Genomic DNA, 25,331 nt, shown 5'->3' with positions numbered 1-25,331 from the left:
TAAGGGATGAAAGAAAGCTATTACCTGTAGTAAATTCTCTATATACAATAATGATCTAAGGCTTTGATAGGATAGAAGAGTTAAAACAACTACCCCTTTCGGGTAACTTAAAATTATAAATGATTTTTAATGATTGAATTAGTAGGTAAAGGGAACTTCAATCATGGTCTGTTCCCAGGCAAACCTCATTACTCCTTTGTTGACACCCTTGGCTTCAAATTGAATTGCAAAGTTTTCCACCTGATTGTTAAGTTTAGTGGCTGGAGCCATTACTCTTACTATATCCTTGTCTGCATTATAGCTATAGGCACCCCAATAATCCAGATCCGCATTTAAAACAATAGTCCATTCCTTTTCTCCCGGAATAGTAAAAAGGGAATAGCTACCTGCTTTTACTCTTTTTCCACTTAGCTCAACATCCTGATAAAACTTTATTTCAGTAGCCTCATTAGCTCCTGTGCGCCAGGGTTCACCAAAGGGAACTAGTTTGCCAAAAATAACTCTTCCATTTCGTGCAGGTCTACTGTAAGTGACTCTGATGATCGCCTTTTGTCCTTCTTTTCTGTCGTGGGCAAAGTTATGCGGGAAATAAGCGATGTCCATCGGACTTTTGTCTAAATCACTAAAACTTTGAGCTGGGCAGGCCAAGGAAAATAAAGCAAGCAAGAGGATAGACAGGATCAACTTTTTCATTTGTGTTTTTTTCTCAGTATACGCTAAAATAGTCAGTTAGACCATCAAGATGCAATTAATCCTCCAGAATGGAAGATGAAAGAGCATATCTATATCTTTAATTGTAAGTCGTCAGATGATAGGCGACAAACAGCTAAGAGAAAGATAGTACTAAATTATACCCGTTATTTAATACTACATAATGTGGATGCTACATAGTGTTAAAATTATGGTTTTCGCAGAACATACTGTCCAGTCAAGGCAGCAAGTTCATTACGGTTGTACCTCCATATCTGCTACGACCGGCAAATGGTCTGAAGCATATTTTTCATTGATCACCTGGTGGCTTTTTACACGAAATTTACCTGCTGGCCTAAAAGCAATAAAATCGATAGCTTTGTTTGGATTGTTTACAGGAATAGTAGGTGCACACGTTTGGCAAGTCCTGGTAAAATGTGTATCTAGCTGGCGGATTACCTCAAACTCTGGCGATGCATTAAAGTCTCCGGCAATAACGAACGGCAACTTTTCACCAGAAGCTATATTTTCAATTTCGTTGATCTGTAATTCACGGTTTACGGGTGTTTTCTGAGCATCTAAATGGGTACTGCCAAACCGTATCTCTTTTCCGCCGGGTAGGGTAACTTTAACTGTGGCTACTATCCTGGGTTCTCCCTTCGTTTCTGCTTGCGTAGGCAGGCGGTGTACCTGTTTCTCTGACAATGGATAGCGGGAAAGGATGGCTACTCCATATTCTCCTCCACCATAGTCAATGGCTTTGCCAAAATAGTAATACATGTTTAGCTGCTTAGCAATCTCTTCTGCCTGGTTATACGCACCTGACCGGTTGGTATGTACATCTACTTCCTGCAGGGCTACCAGATCTGGGTTCTGGGTTCGGATAGTATTTGCTATAGCTTCTATATCAATATATTCAGGTTTTGACGGAGGGTTGCAATGATGAATATTATAAGCCATTACCCGGATGGTCTGCCCGTTTATGCTGTCGCCCGTTTTTGTAGTAGCTGCGCTTTTTTTAGCTGGCGCAGTTTGGGTAGAACAGGAGGCTGCCAGTAAAGCAACCCCTGTCATAAAACTTAAAAAGATAAATCTGAGTCTGTTTTTCATGCTTACCATCCTGGGTTTTGACCTAAATTGGGATTCCGTTCGAGTTGTGTCAAGGGCACTGGCCACAAATAATTCCTGGACGGAGTAAATGTCCTACCAGAAAAAGCAATAATATATCCTTCTTCGTCTGCGCGGATACTAGCTACATCTGCCCCAATAAGTGCCCAGCTCTTTTTCATGCCTTTTACATCCTGCGCCAGCAGTTCTCCTTGCTCCCAGCGCAGAATATCAAAATAGCGTTGACCTTCCAGGGCCAGTTCTACCCGGCGTTCCCTGCGGATTTCTTCTCGCACATCCATTCCATTGGCAACTAATTTGGTGAGTACCATAGGCACCATGCCTACCCGTTCCCGCAGCAAATTAATGCTCATGTCTATATCTGCCTGTGTAAGGGTTCCTTGCTCTAGCCTGGCTTCAGCATAGGTTAGTAATACTTCCGCATAGCGCAACAAATGTATATCATTGGCATCCCGGCTGACACGCCCCACTGTGGAAAGTTCTACATATTTGGTAAAATAATAGCCGGTAAGGGTAACCGATCCCCGCCTGTCGGAGCGAAATTTAGGCGCCGTGAAGATAGCCGGATTTTTGTTTTCCGGATTTCCGTCAAAACGGCCGCCCCATGGCGTATTGGGTGGCAGAATGGTTTGCCGCATCCGCGGATCACGGTTGGTAAATACATCTTCATAGGTGTTTTCCACATACAGAGGCGACCTATCAATAGGCAGACCGTCTATCATCAGATAACTGTCTACAAGGGATTTGGTGGGATTCCATCGGGCATTCTGATCTGGCACTTGTATTTCCCGGCTAAGGTTATGCATACTTACATCTTCTAAATGCATCCGCGCAATGATGGTTTCGCGGTTTCGGCCACTAGCCAGCTTACCGGCATAGGTGAAGAGTTCATGATAGCTTGTACCCGGGTCGCCATTGCTGTAGAGCTGGTAAATACCCAGATCCATTACCGCTTTTGCTGCCGCTTCGGCTACTGCATACCGTTTGTTGTATAAAGCAATGCGGGCTTTTAAAGCAAGGGCAGCTCCTTTGTTCATCCGGCCCAGGTTATCTCCACTGGGGATTTCTGCCGGCAGGTTCTCTGCTGCCAGATCCAGGTCTTGCATTAGAAAATCAATGATCTGTTCGCGCGGATCACGCGGGCCGTATACTTCATCTATATTCAGCGTAGTAGTAATGAAGGGCACATCGCCCCAGAAACTGGTAAGATAGCTGTACATTAATGCCCGTATCACCCGTACTTCAGCCGCCAGTTGCTCTTTTCTGCCGGGCGTAATAACGGTGGCTTTTTCATAATTTTCCAGGAAAGCATTGCATTGCCGGATACCTGCGTACTGGGTCCTCCATTCAGTATTCAGGGTGCCCAGGTCGTTACCAAAGTTGCCGCTGCCGATCAGTTGGTAATCGGTGGTAGAAGGCCATAAGGTGTTATCGCCCATGTTTTCCATGTCTACCGTGTTTTTGGCTTTTACATTGGCATAAATGGCATTGACTGCCAGTTCCAGTTGTTCTTCGGTTTGCCAGAAGGTTTCATCGGTGATCTGGTCCAATGGCACCCGGTCCAGGAATTCATCCTTACAGGAGGAAAAAAGCAGTGTGCTTATTAAGAAGCTATATATTAATGTCTTTTTCATACGGCTTTAGTTGAAAGTCATTAGTTATTTTTGCTGATTACTGAAAGTTGAGGTTCAGGCCCATGACAAATGTTTTTACCTGTGGGTAAAATCCGCCACTACTTACTGGCGTTTCCGGGTCATAGGCATAAAAGAAATCAGAAGCTGTCAACAAATTATCTGCAGAAGCAAATATCCGTAGCTTATTGATGCGTACCCGTTGGGTGAGGGCTGCCGGAAGCGTATAGCCCAACTGAATGTTTTTCAGACGGAGGTACGAAGCATCTTCCAGCCAATAGGTAGATAAGCGTTGGTTATGCGATTGTTGATAGGTTAACCGCGGATAAGAAGCATCTGTATTTTCAGCTGTCCAGCGGTCCAGGTGGATTTTCTGTGGCAGGCTACCTTCATTAATCAACGCATGCCGGGAAGCCCCTTGCAAATAGCCATCGGCTTTTCCTACGCCTTGCAGAAAGAAACTCACATCAAATCCTTTCCAGGCGGCATTACCCCTAAAACCAAAGGTATATCTAGGAATAGCATTGCCAATAACGGTGCGGTCATCATCCAGTGTTATTTCTCCATCGCCATTCAGATCTTTATAGATTAAGTCGCCGGGCGCTACCGGGTCGCTGACAATATGCGGAAAATTGGGGATGTATTCATCGTTTTCGGCATCGTAAGTAAAGTCAGCTACCTGGGCTATGCGGTCGGCTGCCAAACCAAAAAAGGCATCTATGGGTTCTCCCACTTTCCGGATGCGGTCGCTGAGTACTGGGGGCACCCCGCCATAATCCGTTACCCGGTTTCGTACATCGGATATATTAAAATTGGCGCCATAGGTAAAATCTCCTCTCTGCTCGTTCCAGGAAAATGCCAGCTCCCAGCCTTTGTTTTCTACTTTTCCGGCATTCTGCGGAGGAGAATTGGTGCCTAAAACATCTGGCAGGGGTACCACTAACAGGATATCTTTTGTTTCGTTGATAAAATAATCGGCTGTTACACCCAAACGGCCATTTAACAACGTCAGGTCCAGGCCTACATTCTGCTTTATTACCGACTCCCAGGTTAACAGCGAATTAGGTACACTAGTATAGCGGTAGCCGATGGTATTGGCATTACCTATGGGCATGGTACCTACCGGCCCCAGCACATCCAAATAAGCAAAATCGCCCACCCGGTCGTTGCCCTGGGAACCATACGAAATACGGAGTTTACCAAAATCAATGAAGCTTTTAAGGCCACTAAAGAAACTTTCTTCCGAAAACGCCCATCCTAAGGATGCCGAGGTAAACAAGTTCCATCGCACATCTGGAGCAAACCTAGTAGATCCATCATACCGAAAGTTCACTTCTGCCAGATAGCGGTTGTTAAACCCATAATTTACCCGTCCAAATAATGATTGCAGGGCATTCTGGGAGGCACTTCCACTATTGAGTTGATTTTCTGTACCTAGGTTGAGATGGCCTACCTGCTGGGTAGCCAGGTTGGTTCTAGTGGCTACAAAATTATCCCCTATGTTTTCTTCCTGCGATGCACCCAGCATTACCTTAAAATCATGTATCTCATTAAACAAGCGTTCATACTGGGCTATGCCAATAAATGTCTGATAGAGGTTAGTATAGTCGCGGGTATCAATTTTGTTGGGAACATTCGTTTGATAGATCAGGGAATTATCTATAGGGCTGTAATAATTAATGGTTTTGGAGAATATCGTCCGTTTGGAGTTAGAGCGGATAAGCCCATATTGTCCGCGCAGGCTGAACCCTTTAAACAGGTTTAGGGTAGCACTCAGGTTACCTGTAAACTCCTGCGAAGCAAAATCATCTGTTCCACCATCTGTAGTAACGGCCACCGGATTGCGTTGTCCGCCTATATAGCCCCAGCCGCCGGTCGTAAAGCGGACGGGCACGAGAGGAAGAATCTGGTGGGCTGCATAAATAGGTCCGCCTGCGCCACCTATTCCTTCCGATGAACCAGAATAGTTTCTGTCAATGTAGCCCAGGTTCACATCTACCTGCAGCCGGTCTATAAGCGTTGTATTGAGCCGCACCCGAAGATTGTTCCGATTAGATTTGTAGTTATCTCCGGTGATGAGCCCGCCTTCTTTCAAAAGCCCGTAAGAAAGATAGTAGCTAAAGTTTTCGCCCCCACCGTTGACGCTGAAATTATGATTTTGTTGCGGAGCAGAGGGTTTATATATCTCATTGATCCAGTCGGTATTGGCAAAATAATTCGGGTCTGACCCATTGCGGGCTATTTCTATATCGGCATCGGTATAGGTAGGATTCCTGCCTACATTTACCTGCGACTCATTTAATAGCTGCATATACTCCGGTGAACCCAGAAATTGGGGAAGGGCTGTAGGAGTTTGCAACCCAAAGTAGTTGCTATAAGATATAGAAGGGGTAGTTGATCTGCCTTTTTTAGTTGTGACCAGAATCACTCCATTGGCTCCCCGTACGCCATAAATAGAAGAAGAAGCGGCATCTTTCAGCACAGAAATACTTTCTATATCCTGTGGATTCAATATATCTAACGTGCCTCCGGGAATGCCGTCTATAACTACCAGGGGAGAAGCATCACCTAAAGTACCGATGCCCCGTATGCGGATAGTGCCCCCATTATTGCCCGGTTGGCCGGATGGATTCGTAACGGTTACGCCGGCCATTAATCCCTGAAGGCCGGAACTCAGGTTAGTAACTGGGCGGCTTTCCAGGGCATCTGCTTCAATAGCACTTACAGCACCAGTTACGTTTATTTTTTTCTGGGTGCCATACCCGACTACAACTACCTCATTTAGCTGGTTATTACCAGCTTCCAGCTCAATAGATAAAGATAACTTTGCATTGCTACTTACCCGCTGATTTCGTATGGTTTGTGCCTCATAACCGATGTAAGAGAACGTAAAACTGTAGGTGCCTTCTGTGGGCAGATTGGAGAAAGAAAATTTACCCTCTACATCGGTAGCCGTACCGGTCGTAAAATCCGACTGTTCATTTTTGGCAAGCACTGTTACTCCAATAAGGGCTTCGCCGGTTTCATCCAGCACAATGCCGCTTACCTGTTCGGCGGTTTGCTGCGCATGAGCCTGGTACAACAACAGCCAGGAAAATATTAAAAGGAGCTGCCACTTTGGTGGATTACTTCGCTGGTGAATGGTAGGTTTTAAGTCCATAGTCTAACGGGTTAAAGGATACGTATTGTTTTTACTTTATATTTCAATAAGTTCTACTCTACTCTGTGCTATCAATTTTATGGAAGAAGGGCTAGTATGAGGGTTTTTGAATGCTGTACCCCTCTTTCTTCTTTACCACTTTCAGGTCATTTACACTGGCTATCGTTTTCAGGGCTCTTTCCAAAGACCGGTTTGTATGTATGCTGCCTGTAAACTGTATAGCTGAGATAGCTGCCTTATCATATAAAATAGCTACACCGTATAGTTTTGTCAGTTCGGAAAACACTTCCGGCAAAGGCAACTGGTTAAACTTAACTACATTGCCATTGACTTGGACACTGCCGGTGAGTTTATTTGCTTTTGCTATTGGGATAGCTGTAATCCGTGTTTGCCCTTGGGCCACATCCAGAATCAGTTCCTGGCCAGGCCTCAGATACACTTCTGTCAGTGCATTTTTTAGTTCTTGTGCATAGGCTATTATCACCACCCGGCCAGTATGCAGCCTTATCTTTACTTTTTTCTCCTGTGGAATTGCCTGTATAGTAAATGAAGTGCCTAATGCAGTAGTCGCTAAGCCTCCGGCCACGACTGTAAAAGGGTGGGCAGTGTCTTTTGTAACAGAAAAAAAGGCTTCTCCAGACAACTGGATATGCCTGCTTATTTTAAAAACTTTCGGGTAACGTAGGCTGCTGCCTGGGTGTAATTTCACCAGTGAGCCATCCTCTAAACTGATTTGCTGTATTGTATCGGTGGTGTTTACTTGGGTAATAATTTCGCCTGAAACAAAGGAAGAAGTAGTTGTTGCGGCTAAAGGCTCTTGTCTGCCATGCGTTTTAGTAGTATAGAATATGCCCAACGCCAGCAAGCAAAGCAGTAAGCTGGCGGCTACGGCAGTAAGGACAATAAAGTTTAGCTGCTTTCCACCCGGTTTTTTATAGGTTTGCTGCCGGATGTTTTGCAGCATCCGCTCTGATAGGCTTGCATCCCATTTCTCTTGTATAGGCAGATTGTCCCATTCTGCTTCCGGTAGCCAGGCTTCCAATTGCTCGGGATGCTGTTTAAAATAGGCAATTACAGCTTCCGCTTCCTGGGTGTTGCAGCGGTTCTGAAAAAACTTCTGGATGAGTTCCTGATTTACCATAAATTCATACTAACACAAGGAGTACGAACCGTAAGTAAAAAACCCCTGCTGTTATTAAAAATTTATTTTATGAAAAAGGATAAGAGGAAGAAAATACTCAATTTGTAATTCAGTATTTTCTTTAGTTGTTTGGTAGCTTTAGTGATGTGGTCTTCTACTGTTTTTTTAGAGATGGAGAGGTTGCGGGCAATATCTTCGTAGGAATATCCATAGAATTTCCTCAACTGAAAAACTTTTTTGCGTACAGGAGGCAACGTATTAATAGCATCATAAATTTCTTTATACTGATAATTTTCAAAAACAGCATTCTGGGTGTAACTGGCTTTTTCTTCTTGCCTGATTGTTTGCAGCATATCTCTTTCCCGGGCTTGTTTTCTGAGTTCATCAATCAGGGTGCTGCGGGCAATGCAGAAGATCTGTGAAGAGACAGAGATTTCTGCCGCCATAGATCTGGCAAAATTCTTCCACAGCTTTATAAATGTTAGCTGTACAAGTTCTTCGGACAGAAAGGTGGAACCTGTGTGTTTTATAAAATAGCTATAGACTTTTTGATGGTATGTGTGGTAAACTTCTTCAAATTCAGTTTTGGAGTCAACAGGTTGTTTTCTTTCTTTAAGTTTATCAACAAACATGGAAACTGCCTTTAGTTCGTTAAATTTTTCTTCAAAGGTAGACCAAATGAAATTACGGAACTGTTAAATAATATTGAAGTTCCAAGACGCTATGTATAGAGGCATATCTTGCATTCATTCAGCACGAGATAGTTTATCCCAAAGTCTTCTGCTAAATAGGTAGTAAAAAAATCAATATTGGAAACAAGCTGGACTAAAGTGGCAAGAAATTTCAGGATTAGCAAAGGTGCTATTCTATACTCTGAGTATTTCATGGTAGGTTAACTGAAAGGGGGAATTATTTTAACCAGTCTTTATGTACAATACTAGAATCTGGATGCTAAATACGCTCTCTTTCCATTCTCCACTTTTAAGGGGGAGTTCCACCTTGGAATTCACCTTTTAAAGTGGATAAACGAAAGAGAACAAATTTAACATTTAGATTCTGGAGTTACTCCCAAGGGGAAGGTATTTTAACTCCCTTATTTGTGTTACAAAATCTAGTGTATAAAAATTGGTTGGATGTACTTGACAAGCATAATTATAAAAATACCTAAAAATAGGTATTGACAATCGTCAAACTTCTACCCATTTTTACATGGCTTACTTATTGGTGCCAACACACTGATTCTATGTTTATTTATGTATTGATCTGCCTTCGCTTCATACATATATATTGCTTCTATTTTTCTTCAAAAGTGAATTGGTTTATTATTTTATAATTATAAGCTAATTCAAATTATCAACACTTTCTCATAAAGAACCATTCTGTTGAATACTTGGGCTAACAGAGGGTTCATTTCTTTTTGAAGTTAATACTCATCAGTTGTTAGTTGTTCATGGTCAGTTATCTATATGCCTTTGATAACCAAATTATTGCCTTCATAAGATTACGTCCTACTCATTTTAATTTAGTATAACTTACCCTAATACTTTCATCTTATGCCTATCAATCCATATGGAATCCTCAAAGGCCGTCCTATTGATAAACAACTGGGAACCGGACCTAATCCTCATTATCAGGTACTGCTGGTAGATGATGAATTCGAGTATCGTATCGCTATTAATGTGAAGTCAAAAGAGTATCCTTCTGAGTTACTTTACTTAGTAGATGAAGACTTTATGCACCCATTGCTTTCGCAGTTATTTGAATTGAGGCTTGGGTTTACAGAAAGTGAAAAAGTACCAAACGGATTAGCCCTGGACTATATCCGGGGGAATTTATTTGACCGCACTTCAATGCGTGCATTACCACACTCGCTACCCGGAACCGACAATGACCTCAATGAGAAGATCGATTATTTTATTTCCCAGGCCATGGGCAGAGAAGATGCTCTGGTATATGCCTTTGGAGAACGATGGGGACCTGAACCCGGCAAAAGAGACAAATATTTTGGATTTACCCCCGGATATGGTATACATAATATTCACATGAACCAGGGCAATGTAGCACGGTTTAAAGGTGATGATGGTGTATGGCAGGATGGCGGAATTCTCATTCACTTTCCCTCAGAAAACCGGTTTGTAGCTATATTCCTCGCCTTTCAGTCTCAGACCTGGCATACAGATGACACTACAGGGCACCGTATCGAGACACCTTCTGATGGCTTCGATCAGGTGGACAACCAGGAGATGGAACAAAAAATTTATATCATCGCTGCCCTGGTCAATCCTTCAGGAGACGACAGCAACAAAGAAACGGTAACCTTACTGAATGTATCCTCGGAAACGATTCATTTACAGAGATGGGCTATTGCTGATAAGCGGAAGCAGAAACAAATCATCACTGCTCAGCAATTAACACCCTTTCAGACACTTACTATCTCCCTTACCGGTCAAACGGCTCAACTTTCTAATGAAGGAGGTATCATCACTTTGCTCGATAGCCAGGGATTGAAAGTACATGGTGTATCTTATACCAAAAGTCAGGCACAGAAAAGTGGGTGGCTATTGAAATTCTGACCTCATATTACTTAGTGGATCTATAAATCTGTATACATCACTCTTTAAAATTTATAACAAATGGAAACATTTAGAATCAGCTGGTGGAATGTAGAGAATCTTTTTGATATAGAAGACTCTCCTGACCGGATTGGCTGGCTAAAAAATGAATTAGCTAAGGAATTAGAAGGATGGAATGAGATGGTTCTTGCTAAAAAAATTAAGCAGCTAGCCAGTATCATTGCACAGTTACATGCAGGAAATGGGCCTGATCTACTTGGTATATGCGAAGTAGAAAACCAGATCGTTTTACAGAAATTAGTCAATGAACTAACTACTGTTCATGGCAAAAACTACCAGGTTGTACACCACGATACCTCTGACAAGAGAGGAATAGATGTCGCCTTTTTATACGACCCGTTAAAATTCCAGGCCAATCAGACTTTTTTTCACGTGATTCAGAAAAGAACGGCCACCAGAGATATATACCAGGTAAATTTTACTACTACTTCAGGAAAAGAGTTAATTGTAATTGGTAATCATTGGCCATCACGCTCCGGCGGACAGTATGAATCGGAACCTTACCGAATCATGGCCGGAGAAACCCTTTCTTATTTTCACGAGCGTATCATTGAGATTAAAGGAAAAGATGTATGTATTTTATTCATGGGAGATTTTAATGACGAGCCTTTCAACAGGGCAATTACGGATTATGCCTTGAGTATCCCTTCCAAACAGAATATGCTGAATGCCAGAGAAAGGCCATTGATCTATAATTTGATGTGCAGGATTTTGGGGGAAGAAACCGGTACGTATTACTTTAATAATTTTCCTAATATTTTAGACCAGTTTATGGTCTCCAAGGGTTTTTACCTGCCGGCTGGTGCTATTTACAGTTAAAAAAGATTCTGTCAGAATAGAGGCTATTGCAGATATGGTAAAAGGGGGAGAATATGCTATACCCATTAAATTTGGGAGACCATCCTCTCAGGCTAGTTTCAACGAGAATGGGTACAGTGATCATTTCCCGATTTCTATGGTCATTGAAGAAAAATAATATTCTACATATGCTTGGTAAAACACATGAGAGCTTTACTTGTCAAGTTAACTTATTATACGGCTGTTGCCGTGTTATTCTGGATAGTACTTTACTATGGTTGGTTGATGCAATGCTTATCCCACCATGCAATTGGGCAGGGAAAAGCCAACTGGGGTTCACTCATAAAAGTGGAAGAGAAAAAGAGAGTGGATTTGATAGCTAGATTTTAGTATCAAGAAAGAGGGTGGTTAAAGAAACTCCCCCTTTCTAATAACCGCAAATATATCTACAATGTGTATATTTTTTCTTACCATTTACTTACTGAAAATTTACTACAAGTAATCAACGCATAGGCTTCTACATTGATTTTGCGTATTTGCCGGTGTTTGAAAGACCGGCTTGATGTAGGCATATTTTTCTAATCCTTTTTGTTGTGCTTCTACTTTAGAAGCAATACCCTATACTTAGCCAAAGATTCGCATCTATATAGCCCCCATTCTTTGTAGAAGGATCAGTTTTATCAAGTTGTTTGTAATACTTACCATAGCCTAACCCCACATGTCCATCTAAGCTTACGCGATTGGTAAATAGATACTGTCCACCTATATTAGCTCCCATTCTTACGGATTGCCCATAAAAGTCTCTGGCTCCTACTCCAAATAATCCAACCGGTTTGTCTAATACTTTGGCCTCTGAATGAAGTCTGCGATTCAGGTTACCCACATACATACTTACGTAGGGAGAGAAAGAATCATAGTTGAGTCGGTTGAAGTAATATTTTGTATCCAAGGTAAAACCATCGTAACGATAATGATCGGTCAGCAGTATGCGGGTAAATTGTCCATTCACATAAGAAAGTCCTACACTCCAATGGGAACTGAGCGGTTTTTCTATCGTTAAGGTAGGTCTCTGAGCCAATAAATTGAGCAGATTGGTTTTTATCCATATACTTCTCTTAGGAAGAAGTGTTTCCTCTTGAGCATATGCTGCCATATGTGTTCCCATCATCAACAATATTATTAAAGCTAGCTTTCTCATAGTATATTTCAATCTTAATCACGCCTAACCGAATCAACTGCAACTGTATACCGTTGGCCATAGCTGAAGTAATGAGCTAGGTAACCATGGTTGTCAGCTTTCCAAATATTAGGTGTATTCTCTTTATTTCCCTTGCAGTTTGTTAACCTCTTCTAGGGTTACTATTAGGTAATCTACTCCAAGCCTTTTTGCATTTTCTTCTACCGTCATAGTGAATCCGGCTTGCTTACGTCTCGTGTTTACATACTTTGGGTCTTTTATCGGCCACACAAATCTTTGCCATTTCTCTTGTCCATTCTCAGCATTGGTAGTTTTGAAACCATAAACTTGGGAGCCATAAACCTGTTCTTTGCCTGCCTGCATTAAAAACCGATCCTCCATCATGGCGTACAAGTGAAAAGCAAGCTCCCCTTTTTTGGCTGCTTGTTCGATTTGGGGCATGTACTGTTGAATTTTAGGAGAATGCTGCAAAACGTAAAATACGGCTTCGTTGGTGGGAGTACCCACCAACGACTTGCCCGGATAGCCATACTGTTTAAAGATTGCTTCTATTCTTTCAAGATTGGATGCATCCACCTCTTGCATTTTCGTATGAAGAAAAGTAGGTAAGTCTTTTGTTGATAGCTGGTAAACTTGTGCGATAGAATCCTCTTTGCCTTGCCTATTGCTCAACCAATCTAATTGCCGGTATTTCTGATCCAAAGTGAAAATACTATCTAGTTCTTGCTTTAAAGAGATATTTAAGTTTTGTTGAGCTTTTATCACTGAGGCTAACAACAAGAAAAGCAATAGGACAAGTAGTTGTTTCATAGGATGGTTATTTGGTCTAGGATGTAAGCTCTGTTTGGAGAAGCTTAATATAGTATTTCTAATATAAACTATTTATCAATACGAGCATCCATTACTCCTAGGTAATCATATTTAGTAAGTAGGCAACTCTTACAGAGCCTTTAGGAAGAGCAGCGGCACATACTAGGCAGGTAGAGCAGTAAGTGCGGATAAGGCCTCAAGGATTCATGATAGTATTTAAGAAATTATGCTATAAGCAGAGTTATAAGATATGGTAGTTAAAATAATTTCCCCTATTCTGTTACCACAAAGTTTGTTGCCTACCGAAATGAAGTAGGTTTTTCTTACTATCCGCTGTATGAAAAATAGGGAGCCTGACACATATAAGAAAGCCAAGACTAGACAACCCATTTTCTTGAAATTATAAGTTCGTACTCTGTCAAAACTTCCCTATGAAGGCTTATTTGCTTGCAATAGTGATATTTTGCCTGTCAGCATTTTTAATTAAATGACTGCCTGAATTCTACAGGTGAAATGCCATTTTTACGCTTAAATAACTTACTAAAGGATTGCGCATGCTCAAAGCCCAACTGATAGGCAATTTCACTCACAGATAAATCGCTTGTAGATAGTTTTTCTTTGGCCAGCTCCATTACCTTATCTTGTATAAAGTGTTTGGTACTTTGGCCAGTTAACAGTTGTAATAAACGGCTCAAGTAACCAGCTGATATGTGTAAGTGATCGGCAACGAATTGTACAGTAGGTATTCCTTTGTCTGCTAACTCATCCCTGTTAAAATAATCTGAAAGCAATATTTCTAATTTATTTAGGATGGCATGATTTGCCATTTTTCTGGTAATGAATTGCCGTTGGTAAAATCTCTCGCAGTAAATAAGCAACAATTCTATCTGTGCCAGGATTACATCCTGGCTATAGTTGTCAATTTTATCTTGGTACTCCTGTGCTATTTTTTCAATAATTTCACTAACCAGCCTTTCTTCCTTGTCTGACAGGTGCAAGGCTTCATTTACCTTGTAAGTGAAATACTCATAGGTTTTAATTTTCTTTGCCAAGGGGGTATTCCAAAGAAAATCGGGATGGATTAATAACAGCCATCCGCAATGTGTAAATTCTGCTGCTGATGCCGTTTGGATGGTTAAAACTTGTTTGGGCGACATAAAGTGCAGGATGCCTTCATCAAAATCAAAGTCGTGTTGTCCATATTTGATTTTTGCATTGAAATTTTTCTTCAAGGCAATAGAATAAAAATGGTGAATGATGCTGCCTGGACAAGTAGTTGGTTGCCGTTTGATGTCTTCAAATCTTACGACACTGATCAATGGATGGGCAGGTTTGGGTAGATCCATAAACCGGTGATACTCGGTAATGGTTTTAATATGATGAGAGGCAAGCGAACTCATAGAACAATGACTTTATAAAGCGAGTACTAGTTTTAAACCTTCATTTAATCGGGTTGGTTTACGCCCTAAATAAAACGCAAGTTCATTAGTAATCTCTGCTTCCTGGTTATTTTTGATATCGGTGATAAAATCTAGTATTTTCTGAGTCAATGCCTCTTCTACATTTCTTTGTCTCATCATGGCTGCAAATACGGCTCGCTCAACAGGGGTGTATTTTACTTCTTTACCAGAAAGTGCTGTAAGTGCAGAAGCAATATCATCAAAGGAATAGGCTTGATCACCTGTAAAGCTGTAAATTTTGTTTTCACATGTTTCATTCAATAAAACCTGTGCCATGGCTTCACCCATTTCGCTTCTCAAGGCAAAGGCTACTTTACCTTCTCCTGCCGGCAGTAAAATTCCTCGATCCAAGGCTGCTTGCCCTCCTACAAACTGTGGAATAGCATCCATATATAAGGTGTTTCTAAAGATAGTAAATGGCAGGCCACTCTCTCGGATATAGTCTTCTGTTTTGAAATGCTCCACCATTAATTGATTGACTAAGGTGTTTCTATCTCTCATACATCTGCTCGTGTACGCCAGATGTTTAACACCCATTTTCACAGCCATATCAATCACATTTTTATGCTCTTGGATTCTGTCCCCCTGATCACCTGAAGAAATAAGCAGAACCGTATCCACTCCCTTCATGGCCTGTTCAAGTGTAGCTAGATTGTCATAATCCCCGAGAAAGGCATTAAACCCCCTTGCTTCAAAGGCTGCCCTTTTTTCTTCATTCCGGGTAATGACTGAAATTTGATCAGCCCAAATTTTCTTTAGCAAGGTTTCGATAACGGCAGAACCTAAATGTCCCGTAGCACCGGTTACTAATATGCTATTCATCTTCTATTTATTTGGTTGATACAAAATTGGAAATGAATAAAATAAGAAAAGTGTGCAAATCTTGCTTTATGGTAGTCAAATCTGATATTAGCCTTCTCCTATGAGCGTGGAATTGTATTTGGATTCTTGAGTTTTATGAAAGGGGAGTTAGAGAGACTTAAAATTTACCAATTCTAAGGAGAACATGCTAAGATTACCTTCTAAATAAAAAGCTCCTCTGTAGGAGCTTTTTTGTACTTGATGTTTTTAAAATTAAGTGGTTTGTTTGCATCAAAAGTATGCATATACCAAGACAAAAAACACGAGTTACTAGAATATAACATAAACTTCATATCTAGTAACATTACAGTTTTCTATTAGCGTAAAATTTCTAGGGTTTCTAAAAATCTTCCCTCAGGAAATAATGGATGGCAATATCTAAAGTTAAAAGATATGCCCCTTTCGGGTAACCCATAATTGTATTAGTTTCTGTATGCTATCTGTCCGAAAAACAGGGGACCTAACATATGCTCAAATTGTTTTTATCTATCAGTGGTAGGATTAACTTCTTACAGCTAGCCCGTCATTCTACAACTTATGTAGAATCAACTGCACGATTGCAGTTTGCGCAATATGTAGATTTTGCTACAATTAATCAGGAGTATATTTTACAGAAAGGCTCAGGCCACTATATAATAGCCTTTGACTTAAGTTACCGGCCCAAAAGTGGAAGGGCTACTGCGGGCATAGGCAAATATTGGTCAGGAGCAGCTCAAACTACACTTTGGGGTCTGGAAGCAGGCCTGCTATCAGTCATTGATGTAGACAATCATACCGCTTTTCACTTAGATGCTATTCAAACCCCTGCTAAGCAGGAAAGAGAAGCAAAAGGGATCAATCTGCTAGAACATTATGGACAAGCTATTTTGTGGGCTGCCCCACAACTGACTTCTTTGAGTGCGTACCTGGCAGTGGATGCCCCTGAACCGATGACATGGAATGTCAGGTTCATCTTTGCTAAAAAAGAGTTTATAGACCGCATCCTTACCGGCACTCCTTTGCAGATTATTTCCCGTCTAAGGAAAGATGCCAACTGCTATTATCTGTATCAAGGACCCAAAAAACAAGGCAGAGGGGCTCCCAGAAAATATGCAGGCAAAATCAATTGGCAAGAGCCGGACTTAACTTCTTTTAACTTACAATATGCTGATGCCCATCTCAGGTTGTATGATGGGGTGGTCTATTGTAAATTTCTTTCCCGCAATATCCGCATTGCTTTTTGTCAATATTTGGACGAAAACCATCAGGTAAGTGCTCACAAAATCTATTTCTCTACTGATTTACAATTACCTGCTTTGATGATTGGCAAGTATTATCTACTTCGTTTTCAACAGGAATTTTTAATTAGGGATGGCAAGCAGTTTACCGGCTTACAAGATTGCCAGGCACGTTCGACAGCTAAACTGGAATATCATCGGAATACAGCTTTAACTGCCATCAATATTGCCAAAGCTGAGCAATGGTTAAACAGGCCCAAAGCAGAAAGAGGGGCTTTCTCCATGAGCAGTATTAAAACTTTCTATCACAACCACTTACTCATTGATCAATTATTTAACATCTTGCCTGAAGATACTAAGATGATTAAAAATCATCCACTTATCAGGCAGCTTTATCATTTCGGTGCTATTGCTGCCTGATTTTTAACCAGCTATTGAATTTCTAATACGTTTCAATAAAGTCTATAATCCATGAAATCTGCCCAGTTTTTGTTACAAGTTCAGTCTATTTTATTATGTTAACTCGTATACGCACTAAAGTTTAACAATAAACAGGTAGAGGTACAAATTCATTTACCACTATCATATCACAATCGCTAGTAGCCTTCAATCTTGATTTCTTTATCTCTGTATACTCCGGATCGTTATAGCAATTGAAAACTGCTTCTTTGGAAGGAAATCTGATAATGGCATTCATTGTTTTTGCTTTTCCTTCCAGACTTATCGCTTTTAAATCTGAGGCTAATACCTCTGCTCCATACTTATCAAGTAGAGTTTTTAGCAAAGGAAGGTATTTCTTGAATGCTTCAAAGTCATGAATATTATAGCTGTTGATTAAATATACGGCCATGGTTGTATTTGTGTGAGTGGTCTTTATTTCAAAAAGGATGATATCAGATGAAGCAAGTAGCTCCGATAGGGTAATACATATAAATTGGTTCAATTATCAATAAAGGATACTCTGGAGCTAGAAAAGCCTCAAAGGCGTGTGCAAATCAATTTCTTATTTTTCATAAAAAACATGGTCAAGGGCATTATTCTGAAAAGTGTTCTCATTATACACCTCATCCCTGAAATCACTGCCTCGTCCTACAAATATCCCATAGCCCCCGCTGTTATTTATTTTTGAGTTTTTGATAAACAAATTTGTACCTGGCCCCGTCAAACCTACACTCGCTTTCTTACCGGAAACCAGAGAACCACTACCTGCATAACTGATTTCTACAAACTCCCATTCATTTAGCGCAATTTGGGAATTTACTCTTATGCCATTCCAATACCCTGGTGTCTTGTTATAGCCGGTAAAAACAATCGGATTTCCAAATAAACCTTTGGCATTGATGTAACCTTCTGTATTGATAACAACCGTTACATCCTTGGCTAGCTGGATAACCACCCCAGGTTTTAGCTCCAGACCTGTATTAATCGTTAACTCTCCCGAAACCAGGTACGGGGTGTGATCATCGAAGCCTTGCCAGGTCTCAGGGCTTCCATAGCTGTTATTAATACTGGATTGCATGACCTCTACTAAATTTCTCCCATTACCGATAAATTTGGATGCTTTATCCAGATACCTTACGTTAGGCGCATCTAAATAAATACCTGATCCGCTATTATTTGAAAACAGATTGTTTGAAAATTCTTTGATAACTGATCCTGGAGAGACCGGAAGGCCTATTCCTCCGCTTTCTGCAATTAAAGTGTTTTTGAGGGAAAGCTTCGCTTTTGTTTGACCATATAATGTGAGGGCAGCATTGTAGGAGCTTACACTGGTTTTTTTCCCTCCATACCATATCTCAACATGTTCCAATAAGTTTTGCGGACTGCTGGAAAAGAAAACAATACCTTTCCATGAGCCTTTTATTTTCTCAACCCCGGTAAATACGACTTTCTTATTGGGTCCTCCCAAAACTGCCAGGGAGCCTCCTTCATTGACTTCAAGCCTGACATCTTTTTCAAAAGCCATGACCACCCCTGCATTTATCTGGAGGTCAGAATTTATGGAAATGTCTTTGGTTACAATATAATCAGGTTTTTCTGAATCGGGGATTAGATCCGGCAGGCTTATAGGAGATGTAAAATCCGAATCAATAATCTGGGTTTCAGCGGCTCCGGCATTGATGATTACCCTATCTGCACTTTGCCCGGAAGCATTGGATATGATGAGTTCAATTTCATACTGTCCCAAAGTGGTCGGCGAAAAATTAGCTATAGCCGCATCACTTTTTACAATAACCGATACGCTTCCTTCTGGTTTACGAATAATAGTCCATTTAAATTTGAAGGGATTCCCTAGGTTACTTTTAGAAGCTGTCCCATCCAGTATCACTTCATCATTCATGGCTACATTATGGTCTGGACCAGCATCTGCCGTGAGCACTTCTTTTTCCAGAACTTCATCCGGAGGCTCAGCAACAGGGGTTGCTTGCTTATTATCATCCTTTTTACAGGCAGATAAGACCAACATAGCTGCCAGAAAAAGCCATTTGAAATGCCTAAAAATTTTCATTGGGTAGTAGATATTTAGGAGACAAAAACAGGAGGGCCACCAGGCAGAAATAATGCTTGTTTTTAGGCAAAGTTATAGGCTACATCCCTTATTTTTGTAGGTAGTATTACTTACATTTTATTTAGCAAGATGAGATGCCTGCTGATGAAATAATCTTTTTGCCGGTTTAGATGTTTCGATTTCCAGGTAGTACTGTTTATAATCTCCGGTTCTGTATTAAAATGAAGTTGTTATTTGCAGTAAGCCATAAATCATCTAAAGGGTTGATTTCTTCAGAGAATATCTCAGCCGGTACACACTCAATTTTTCTGAAGTGTGATTTTTTTACTAATTTCATTCCAACGCGTTTCCGGAAGCTCTTGCCGGGCAAGTTGCAGTATCGATTGAAAGATAAACTCGGGAGCTTCCATTTTAACCCCCCTTAGCCAGCTAATTACTTCCGCATTATTGATGCCCCGCATCATCCATTTACTTTCTTCAAATAGTTCGTCTGGGGAAATACTGTTGACGATGTTCTGTTCAATAGTTAAAATCTCTTCATCGGTATAATGTTCCCATAGTACTTTATTGAGCTGATCTTCTTCGCGGTTCATATGCTCCAGGTTGAAAGCTACAAAGGCATTAAAAAGGAAAAATATCTGCCTGCCAATGGCATAGCGGCTTTCCGGATCAAGCGTAGAATTAAGTACTTGTTTTAAGTTCCGCAGGTCGGCGGCAAGCCTGTGATCAGTTACGTGTTCTTTTTCAAAATTATCTACCAGCTTTTTGTTGTGTTTCTCTATAGCCGGTAAGATAAACCGGTCTTCGTGATCGGCATGTTCATCAAAAAAGTATAAGGTGTTTTCTACTTTCTCCAGTGTTGGCAATGTTTCTGCAGGATTTGTAAAGTCGGTATGTTGGATGGCTAAAGCAGTGTCGTATAACATGGCGCGTAAGCCTTTGTGGATTAAATTAAAGCTATTATAGCGTTGCATAAATAATGGGATTTGTTAAATGAATAAATAAAAGAAAACAGGAATTGTCAATACATTAGCCAATAAGACTTCGGTAGGATTCATAACATATCTACACCTTTCAGAGAGTAAGCTACTGCTGAAGATGCTCTCTGAAAAAGTATGCTGATAATAGTGTCATTTATAAAATCCATCCGTTACTTAATCTTCAGATGGGATGGTACTAAAGAGGATAGATTACAAATCAGCCGGAGATATGGGGGCAGGCACTACATTTTTTACTGGTTTGGTACTTTTCAGGTATTGAAATATAGCTTTTAAATCCTCATCGCTGAGATTTTTAAAATTTGGCCAGGGCATGGGAGGAAGCAGTGGACGGCTGTTATCCAGACCTTTATATTTCCCTTCTCTCATGGCCTTAAAAAACTGTTTCTCTGACCAGTTTCCAATTCCTGTTGCATCAGAAGTTATATTAGAAGCATAGGAAACACCCCAGGGGCCAACTGTAGCAGTGCTCATGTGATTAAATAAGACCCAGTTTTTTAGTTCTTCTTTCTTTATTTTAGAAAGGGGCTCTGTAGCAGGATGTCCACTTAAAGCCCTTGTGGAATCAGGAGTCGGGCCTTGTGGACCAAAAATCTTTGGTGAATGGCAATCGCCACAGCCAATGACAGACACTAGATATTTACCTCTGCTCAACAGGTATTTCTTGTCTTTCTTGTTGTCATTCCTGACTAGCTTTAGATTTTGTTCAAATTTCTTCTTTTCAGAATCATTACTACTGCATTCCATTAGGGAAAAGCTAATCATCGGAAATAAAAAAATAATAGCTAAATCATTGAATTTCATTTCATTTACAATGTTTAAAGTGAAGTTTATTAATTTTAATAAAGGCGTTGGTTTCAAACTGAATGAAGACTTCATGTCAGGAGAGAAATGTTTTGTAATGTTTCCTCAAAAATATTCCTGCCACTGTCCCCAGGGTCCATCCTCTGCTTAAGAGCATGCAACTAATTAGCTACAGGTGTGAGATCCTATAACAGAGCACCATGGCATTGATCCCCTCCCACAGATTAAGAATACTTTACTGCTTGTCGTGGCGAATCAACTTTGTGGGTAGTTTCCCCAACGGCATCCTTTGTTCCAATGCGCCTGTCCAGGGAATATCTGCCACCTCCCTGCATTAGCAGTACAAGCGACATAGCAATAACCAGCAGATGGTATTCGAAACCTTCTCCTGCCTGCGTACCCTCCCAGTTCATAAAAAAACCATTATCTATATGATTTGTGAGAATGATACCTATGAACTGGATACCGATTAACAATGCTGTCACCCGTGTAGTGAAACCTGCTAGTATTAATAATGAACCGATAGATTCAATCAGAATCACCAGCAGTGCGATGAGCCATAATAAGCCTACATCTCTGGTCAGGTAATTCATGGTAGCTTTAAAACCATATCCGCCAAACCAGCCTAATAGCTTTTGAGCGCCATGCGGAAAAAGAACAATGCCTAATCCCAGGCGAATAAAGAAAGAAGCCCAGTTTTGATCTGTTTGAAATAGTACCTTTTTCATAATCATATATTTTAGGTTGAATAATAGAATTTTTCCAGGATTACTTTGCCCTCTTGGTATTCCTGTATAGATACCTGGTAATATAGCTTTGTTCCCCAGTAATTGTGGGCAACATTCAAAAGCCATGCTGCAAATACACAGCTGCCAATCTGCGCTATCTTCATTAGTTTTACTTTAAACCGACTTAATCTCTGTAAAAAGCTACCTTCCCGTTTCTGATTAGCTGCTTTTCCAAGCATATGCCCCTGCTCAATAAGTGTAGTGTGCTATATTACTTTTTGCTAATTGTTCCATTGCATGTATAGTGAATGATGGCTCAAAAATACTATAGCAAAGGGGCTTGGTGCCTTAAACTACCTTAAGAAAAATGCTTAAGGTAGTTTAACAACTTTTAGGATAAGTATTGATTTTCCCCTAAATTGCAAGCATTTATCTTCTCTAGTACATTCATGGCTCTGGAAGGCCTTGCTTATCATCATCAGTGCGTTCTCAACAATGTGGCTCAACATACAAAGTTGACTTCGGAAGAAATTCGCTTTTTTCTCAGCCTGCTAAAGCTGAAGAAACTGCGGCGGAAACAGTTTTTAGTGGTTATGGGAGAAGTAAGCCGGGTTGAGAGTTTTGTCACAAAAGGATGCCTGAGAGCCTTCACTATAGACGAAAAATATGAGGAGCATATTCTTCAGTTTGCCATTGAGGATTGGTGGATTTCAGATTTTCGCAGCTTCCTTACCGGGCAACCCGCCAATCAGTATATAGAAGCCCTGGAAGAGACTACCGTTCTTCAGTTCAGCTATGAGGATTTGCAGAAGCTTTATGAGCAGGTACCTAAGTTTGAGCGTTTTTTCAGGATAAAGCTTCAGAATGCATATATGTCTTTTGAACACCGGGTAACCACTGCTATCAGTAAATCTGCAGAGGAACGCTACCTGGATTTCACCAAACGCTATGCGTATTTAGAGCAACGGGTTCCCTTGTATATGATTGCTTCCTATCTGGGTTTTACGCCAGAGTTTTTAAGCAAAATCCGTAAGGACTTATCCAACGGTGGCTAGTGAGTATGAACACTTCTTTTAAAGCAATGAACGAAAATTTATCCGATCTAAGGGAGAGACTTTTAACCTTAAAAAGCTCATGCATATTTCGCCTTGTTGAATCAAATCTGTTTTCCAGGTAACTTCCAGGTAGAACAATGTTTATACAACTCACGGCTAGCTGTAATTCATATGGTTTTTTTCTTTAAGTGGAGTAAAACAGAACAGAGAGTATACGAAAACGGACCTTTGTAAAACAATAAATGAAAGAAAACCAGTTAATGTTCCAAACCCCATAGGTTAAAAGCTATTCTGGGGTAGTTACCAGCTTTCAGTGACAGTTCTCTTGACAGAAGGGTCATGCGTTCTAGGGTTCTGTTATTTTTTAATAAACCTGCATCCAGAACCCGGAATGGCAGCGGTTGCAATAATTCTATGACCTTTTTTCTTGCTTCTTCATCATTAGCCGTAACATATACATCACTTTTTAAACCTTGTAACACGGGAGCATCAAAGACGACTCAGTAGGTATTTTTGAACGCTCCTACTACTTTTGATCGGGGAACCAGGCTCTGGATTATTTCTGCTGAAGAGGTATTGTAAGGGGTAGTAAAATCATCAAAAGTCTCATTAAATGGATTAGTAATATCTATTACTATTTTGTCTTGCAGGGGTATTGTTCTCTGCTGCACCCAGGCTTGCAAATCAGTAAACCACAATGCAGGTATGATTACTTCTGACTGCATGGCTTTGTCCAGACTTACCGCCTGCAGGGGTAATCCTAAGTCCTGGATTACCTTTTGCGCATGATTAACATCTCTTCCGCTGTATAAAACATCATCAGGATAGGCTTTGTAAAAAGTTTTGAGCAAGGCCCTGCCCATTCTTCCGGTACCAATGATAGCAATTTGCATGATGCGAGTAGTTTGGCTGTTAAATTATTAAATGTAAGTTGATATGATAGTTGTGGGAAGGAGGTGCAGCAACAGGTAGCCTATTTGAGCCCCTGTAGTGGCCATGATCAGACTAGAATGTATAAGATTATTATCTGATAAATAGGGCTATGGGCTTCATCGGTGCATCAGTAGCAGAGCGCAATGTTATTACACGCTATAATAAAAGTGTGAGCAAGCTATAGCTGTTTCTGCAATAGTATTTTTAACTGCAACATACTGACGCGGTATACCCACATAACCAAAACAAATAATCAGATGTGGTGTTTTAAGCTAGAGGCATAAACGTATTTTTTGCGTTTTCCAGAAAATCATTTTACTCGATTTGAATAAGGGGCTCTGTGGCAAAAAGCTTTGTTGGATCACTTTTGCCTGGTATAACAGTATATCTATGTAATAGAGAATACAAGGCCATTTCAAAAAACTCCTCATTATGGGTCTACTATAATTTTACAATTTTTGTGGCACGATAGGTTGTATCCTTTATAATCACTTTTCGTAATTGAAACTTTGCCGGGTCAAGATACTGCTCAATAAAAGGCAAATCAGGTGCATAGTAAAATGCCCCACCTCTTTCCAGTGACTGCAACATTTCTTTGTACCGTACTGCATACGCTAAATAGTTGCTATTCGCCCGCAGGTGATGGTACTGGAAATGGTTAGAAAATCCAAGATTGCTAATAATGGTTCCCCAGTTTCTGCTTGAGAGGTTAAATTCAAACCAGTCCAGTTGAAAAATATAATCCTTTGCTACTGCATTTCTATCTACACCGAAAGCTTTCAACTTTAACCCTCTGAGGTATTTCACTAGGAATGCTTGCTGACCACAGCCTATATCTAATATTGGTTCCTGCAAAGTAGTTACATCTATATCCAACAGTTGTAGCTGTGTTAGGGCAGAGTATTCCCCACAAACTACCTCCTGCTCAAGGTAGGGCTGTGTAGCAGAATAAAGCCGCTTACTAAATGGGTTGGAGTTTTTTACCCAAACTTTCAGCGTTCGGTAATGCTGAGTAGCTACATTCTGTAAACGTTCCTCTACTTTGTATGCTGTTAAACTCTTTATCTCCGTGAGCAGTCTATTATATACTTTTCTTAGGGCAGACCTGTCAAAGCTGTTGAGGTAGTAAAACTGGTTTGCTTGGCAAAGAGATTTAATTGCCTTATCAGTCAGGTAATTCAATAAAATCTCCTCTTCTTTGAAGCCTATATCTTTTAGCTCTTGTAAGTGCTCCTTTATATATGTTATCGTGCCGGGAGAAAAACTTAGAGCACTAAACTCTTCTTCACAAAAGATATTCTTCATTCTATTGAAATGAATTTGATGATCTATGTGTATTAATAAGCTATCCACAGTTTATAAAAAATTGGAATTTGATGATTGGCTAGGGCATGAAATGTACAAAATTACCAAAGATGGAACAAGCAAATTAGGTGCATGGACATTAGCTTTATAAGGACTGTGCCGTACTGTCTGTGGTTATTAGCTGTTATCTGTATTGACAATTAAGGTTGTTGTAATTTATAGTAGCGATAAATAGGATAATTTTGATAAAATACATGAGCAGAGGTCTGATG

The 25,331-nt window shown here is 40.5% G+C and carries 24 protein-coding genes; 5 read left to right on the top strand and 19 right to left on the bottom strand.

Translation table 11 applies throughout. The features are described from left to right. Window positions 1-138 precede the first annotated feature (138 nt). From Q0590_RS28610 to Q0590_RS28585, 6 genes are all read right to left on the bottom strand, one after another. Window positions 139-693 carry a DUF2911 domain-containing protein gene (locus Q0590_RS28610; RefSeq protein ID WP_302041077.1) on the bottom strand — a complete coding sequence of 185 codons (555 nt, stop codon included), beginning with the start codon at window positions 691-693 and terminating at the stop codon, window positions 139-141. Between the two features lie 252 nt (window positions 694-945). Further along, window positions 946-1,800, bottom strand: coding sequence for an endonuclease/exonuclease/phosphatase family protein (locus tag Q0590_RS28605; RefSeq protein ID WP_302041076.1), 855 nt, complete (start codon window positions 1,798-1,800; stop codon window positions 946-948). Between the two features lie 2 nt (window positions 1,801-1,802). After that, window positions 1,803-3,452, bottom strand: coding sequence for a RagB/SusD family nutrient uptake outer membrane protein (locus Q0590_RS28600; RefSeq protein ID WP_302041075.1), 1,650 nt, complete (start codon window positions 3,450-3,452; stop codon window positions 1,803-1,805). 37 nt (window positions 3,453-3,489) lie between these two features. Beyond that, entirely contained in the window at window positions 3,490-6,609 is a 3,120-nt protein-coding gene (locus Q0590_RS28595; protein WP_302041074.1) for a SusC/RagA family TonB-linked outer membrane protein, read from the bottom strand. Between the two features lie 91 nt (window positions 6,610-6,700). Beyond that, entirely contained in the window at window positions 6,701-7,750 is a 1,050-nt protein-coding gene (locus Q0590_RS28590) for a FecR family protein (RefSeq protein WP_302041073.1), read from the bottom strand. 62 nt (window positions 7,751-7,812) lie between these two features. Next, window positions 7,813-8,382, bottom strand: coding sequence for an RNA polymerase sigma factor (locus Q0590_RS28585; protein ID WP_302041072.1), 570 nt, complete (start codon window positions 8,380-8,382; stop codon window positions 7,813-7,815). A 921-nt stretch (window positions 8,383-9,303) separates the two neighbouring features. Here Q0590_RS28585 and Q0590_RS28580 point away from each other — a divergent pair. The 3 genes from Q0590_RS28580 to Q0590_RS28570 are packed head-to-tail and all read left to right on the top strand — an operon-like array spanning window position 9,304 to window position 11,359. Further along, on the top strand, window positions 9,304-10,323 hold the full coding sequence (locus tag Q0590_RS28580) for a DUF2278 family protein (protein WP_302041071.1): 1,020 nt from the start codon (window positions 9,304-9,306) through the stop codon (window positions 10,321-10,323). Window positions 10,324-10,383: 60 nt separating this feature from the next. Beyond that, entirely contained in the window at window positions 10,384-11,202 is an 819-nt protein-coding gene (locus tag Q0590_RS28575) for an endonuclease/exonuclease/phosphatase family protein (protein WP_302041070.1), read from the top strand. Next, on the top strand, window positions 11,186-11,359 hold the full coding sequence (locus Q0590_RS28570) for a hypothetical protein (RefSeq protein WP_302041069.1): 174 nt from the start codon (window positions 11,186-11,188) through the stop codon (window positions 11,357-11,359). Before Q0590_RS28575 ends, Q0590_RS28570 begins: the two co-directional genes overlap by 17 nt. A gap of 426 nt (window positions 11,360-11,785) precedes the next feature. Here the strand turns inward: Q0590_RS28570 and Q0590_RS28565 are convergent, their stop codons facing one another. The 4 genes from Q0590_RS28565 to Q0590_RS28550 all read right to left on the bottom strand — a co-directional run bounded on the left by Q0590_RS28565 (window position 11,786) and on the right by Q0590_RS28550 (window position 15,471). Next, window positions 11,786-12,379: a DUF3575 domain-containing protein gene (locus Q0590_RS28565; protein WP_302041068.1), complete on the bottom strand. Its 594-nt coding sequence runs from the start codon at window positions 12,377-12,379 to the stop codon at window positions 11,786-11,788. Between the two features lie 123 nt (window positions 12,380-12,502). Next, a complete protein-coding gene (locus Q0590_RS28560; protein ID WP_302041067.1) occupies window positions 12,503-13,189 on the bottom strand; it encodes a DUF6624 domain-containing protein in 687 nt (228 codons plus the stop codon). A 479-nt stretch (window positions 13,190-13,668) separates the two neighbouring features. Further along, on the bottom strand, window positions 13,669-14,589 hold the full coding sequence (locus Q0590_RS28555; protein ID WP_302041066.1) for a helix-turn-helix domain-containing protein: 921 nt from the start codon (window positions 14,587-14,589) through the stop codon (window positions 13,669-13,671). Window positions 14,590-14,601: 12 nt separating this feature from the next. Beyond that, window positions 14,602-15,471: an SDR family oxidoreductase gene (locus Q0590_RS28550; RefSeq protein ID WP_302041065.1), complete on the bottom strand. Its 870-nt coding sequence runs from the start codon at window positions 15,469-15,471 to the stop codon at window positions 14,602-14,604. A 506-nt stretch (window positions 15,472-15,977) separates the two neighbouring features. On the opposite strand from Q0590_RS28550, the gene Q0590_RS28545 reads away from it, so the two are divergent. Next, the gene (locus Q0590_RS28545; RefSeq protein WP_302041064.1) at window positions 15,978-17,147 is read left to right on the top strand and encodes a hypothetical protein; all 1,170 of its coding nucleotides are present in this window, start codon (window positions 15,978-15,980) and stop codon (window positions 17,145-17,147) included. Between the two features lie 121 nt (window positions 17,148-17,268). Here the strand turns inward: Q0590_RS28545 and Q0590_RS28540 are convergent, their stop codons facing one another. The 6 genes from Q0590_RS28540 to Q0590_RS28515 form a co-directional block, all read right to left on the bottom strand. Further along, window positions 17,269-17,577: a DUF1330 domain-containing protein gene (locus tag Q0590_RS28540; RefSeq protein WP_302041063.1), complete on the bottom strand. Its 309-nt coding sequence runs from the start codon at window positions 17,575-17,577 to the stop codon at window positions 17,269-17,271. Window positions 17,578-17,730: 153 nt separating this feature from the next. After that, on the bottom strand, window positions 17,731-19,236 hold the full coding sequence (locus tag Q0590_RS28535; protein ID WP_302041062.1) for a beta-helix domain-containing protein: 1,506 nt from the start codon (window positions 19,234-19,236) through the stop codon (window positions 17,731-17,733). 299 nt (window positions 19,237-19,535) lie between these two features. Next, window positions 19,536-20,210 carry a hemerythrin domain-containing protein gene (locus tag Q0590_RS28530; RefSeq protein ID WP_302041061.1) on the bottom strand — a complete coding sequence of 225 codons (675 nt, stop codon included), beginning with the start codon at window positions 20,208-20,210 and terminating at the stop codon, window positions 19,536-19,538. Window positions 20,211-20,426: 216 nt separating this feature from the next. Next, window positions 20,427-21,038: a c-type cytochrome gene (locus Q0590_RS28525; protein ID WP_302041060.1), complete on the bottom strand. Its 612-nt coding sequence runs from the start codon at window positions 21,036-21,038 to the stop codon at window positions 20,427-20,429. A 224-nt stretch (window positions 21,039-21,262) separates the two neighbouring features. Beyond that, window positions 21,263-21,766, bottom strand: coding sequence for a DoxX family protein (locus Q0590_RS28520; RefSeq protein ID WP_302041059.1), 504 nt, complete (start codon window positions 21,764-21,766; stop codon window positions 21,263-21,265). An 11-nt stretch (window positions 21,767-21,777) separates the two neighbouring features. Next, on the bottom strand, window positions 21,778-21,930 hold the full coding sequence (locus tag Q0590_RS28515) for a hypothetical protein (RefSeq protein ID WP_302041058.1): 153 nt from the start codon (window positions 21,928-21,930) through the stop codon (window positions 21,778-21,780). A gap of 255 nt (window positions 21,931-22,185) precedes the next feature. Here Q0590_RS28515 and Q0590_RS28510 point away from each other — a divergent pair, with 255 nt between their 5' ends. Further along, window positions 22,186-22,821 (top strand): Crp/Fnr family transcriptional regulator, encoded by a 636-nt coding sequence (locus tag Q0590_RS28510; RefSeq protein ID WP_302041057.1) that lies wholly within the window; start codon window positions 22,186-22,188, stop codon window positions 22,819-22,821. Window positions 22,822-23,078: 257 nt separating this feature from the next. Here the strand turns inward: Q0590_RS28510 and Q0590_RS28505 are convergent, their stop codons facing one another. From Q0590_RS28505 to Q0590_RS28495, 3 genes are all read right to left on the bottom strand, one after another. After that, window positions 23,079-23,303 carry a hypothetical protein gene (locus tag Q0590_RS28505; protein WP_302041056.1) on the bottom strand — a complete coding sequence of 75 codons (225 nt, stop codon included), beginning with the start codon at window positions 23,301-23,303 and terminating at the stop codon, window positions 23,079-23,081. Window positions 23,304-23,321: 18 nt separating this feature from the next. Then, window positions 23,322-23,714 (bottom strand): NADPH-dependent F420 reductase, encoded by a 393-nt coding sequence (locus tag Q0590_RS28500; protein ID WP_302041055.1) that lies wholly within the window; start codon window positions 23,712-23,714, stop codon window positions 23,322-23,324. A 481-nt stretch (window positions 23,715-24,195) separates the two neighbouring features. Next, window positions 24,196-25,059 (bottom strand): hypothetical protein, encoded by an 864-nt coding sequence (locus tag Q0590_RS28495; protein WP_302041054.1) that lies wholly within the window; start codon window positions 25,057-25,059, stop codon window positions 24,196-24,198. Between the last annotated feature and the right edge of the window lie 272 nt (window positions 25,060-25,331).

It is taken from the genome of Rhodocytophaga aerolata (genome assembly GCF_030503435.1).
Taxonomy (GTDB): domain Bacteria; phylum Bacteroidota; class Bacteroidia; order Cytophagales; family 172606-1; genus Rhodocytophaga; species Rhodocytophaga aerolata.
This window is presented reverse-complemented; position numbering and strand designations above follow the sequence as displayed.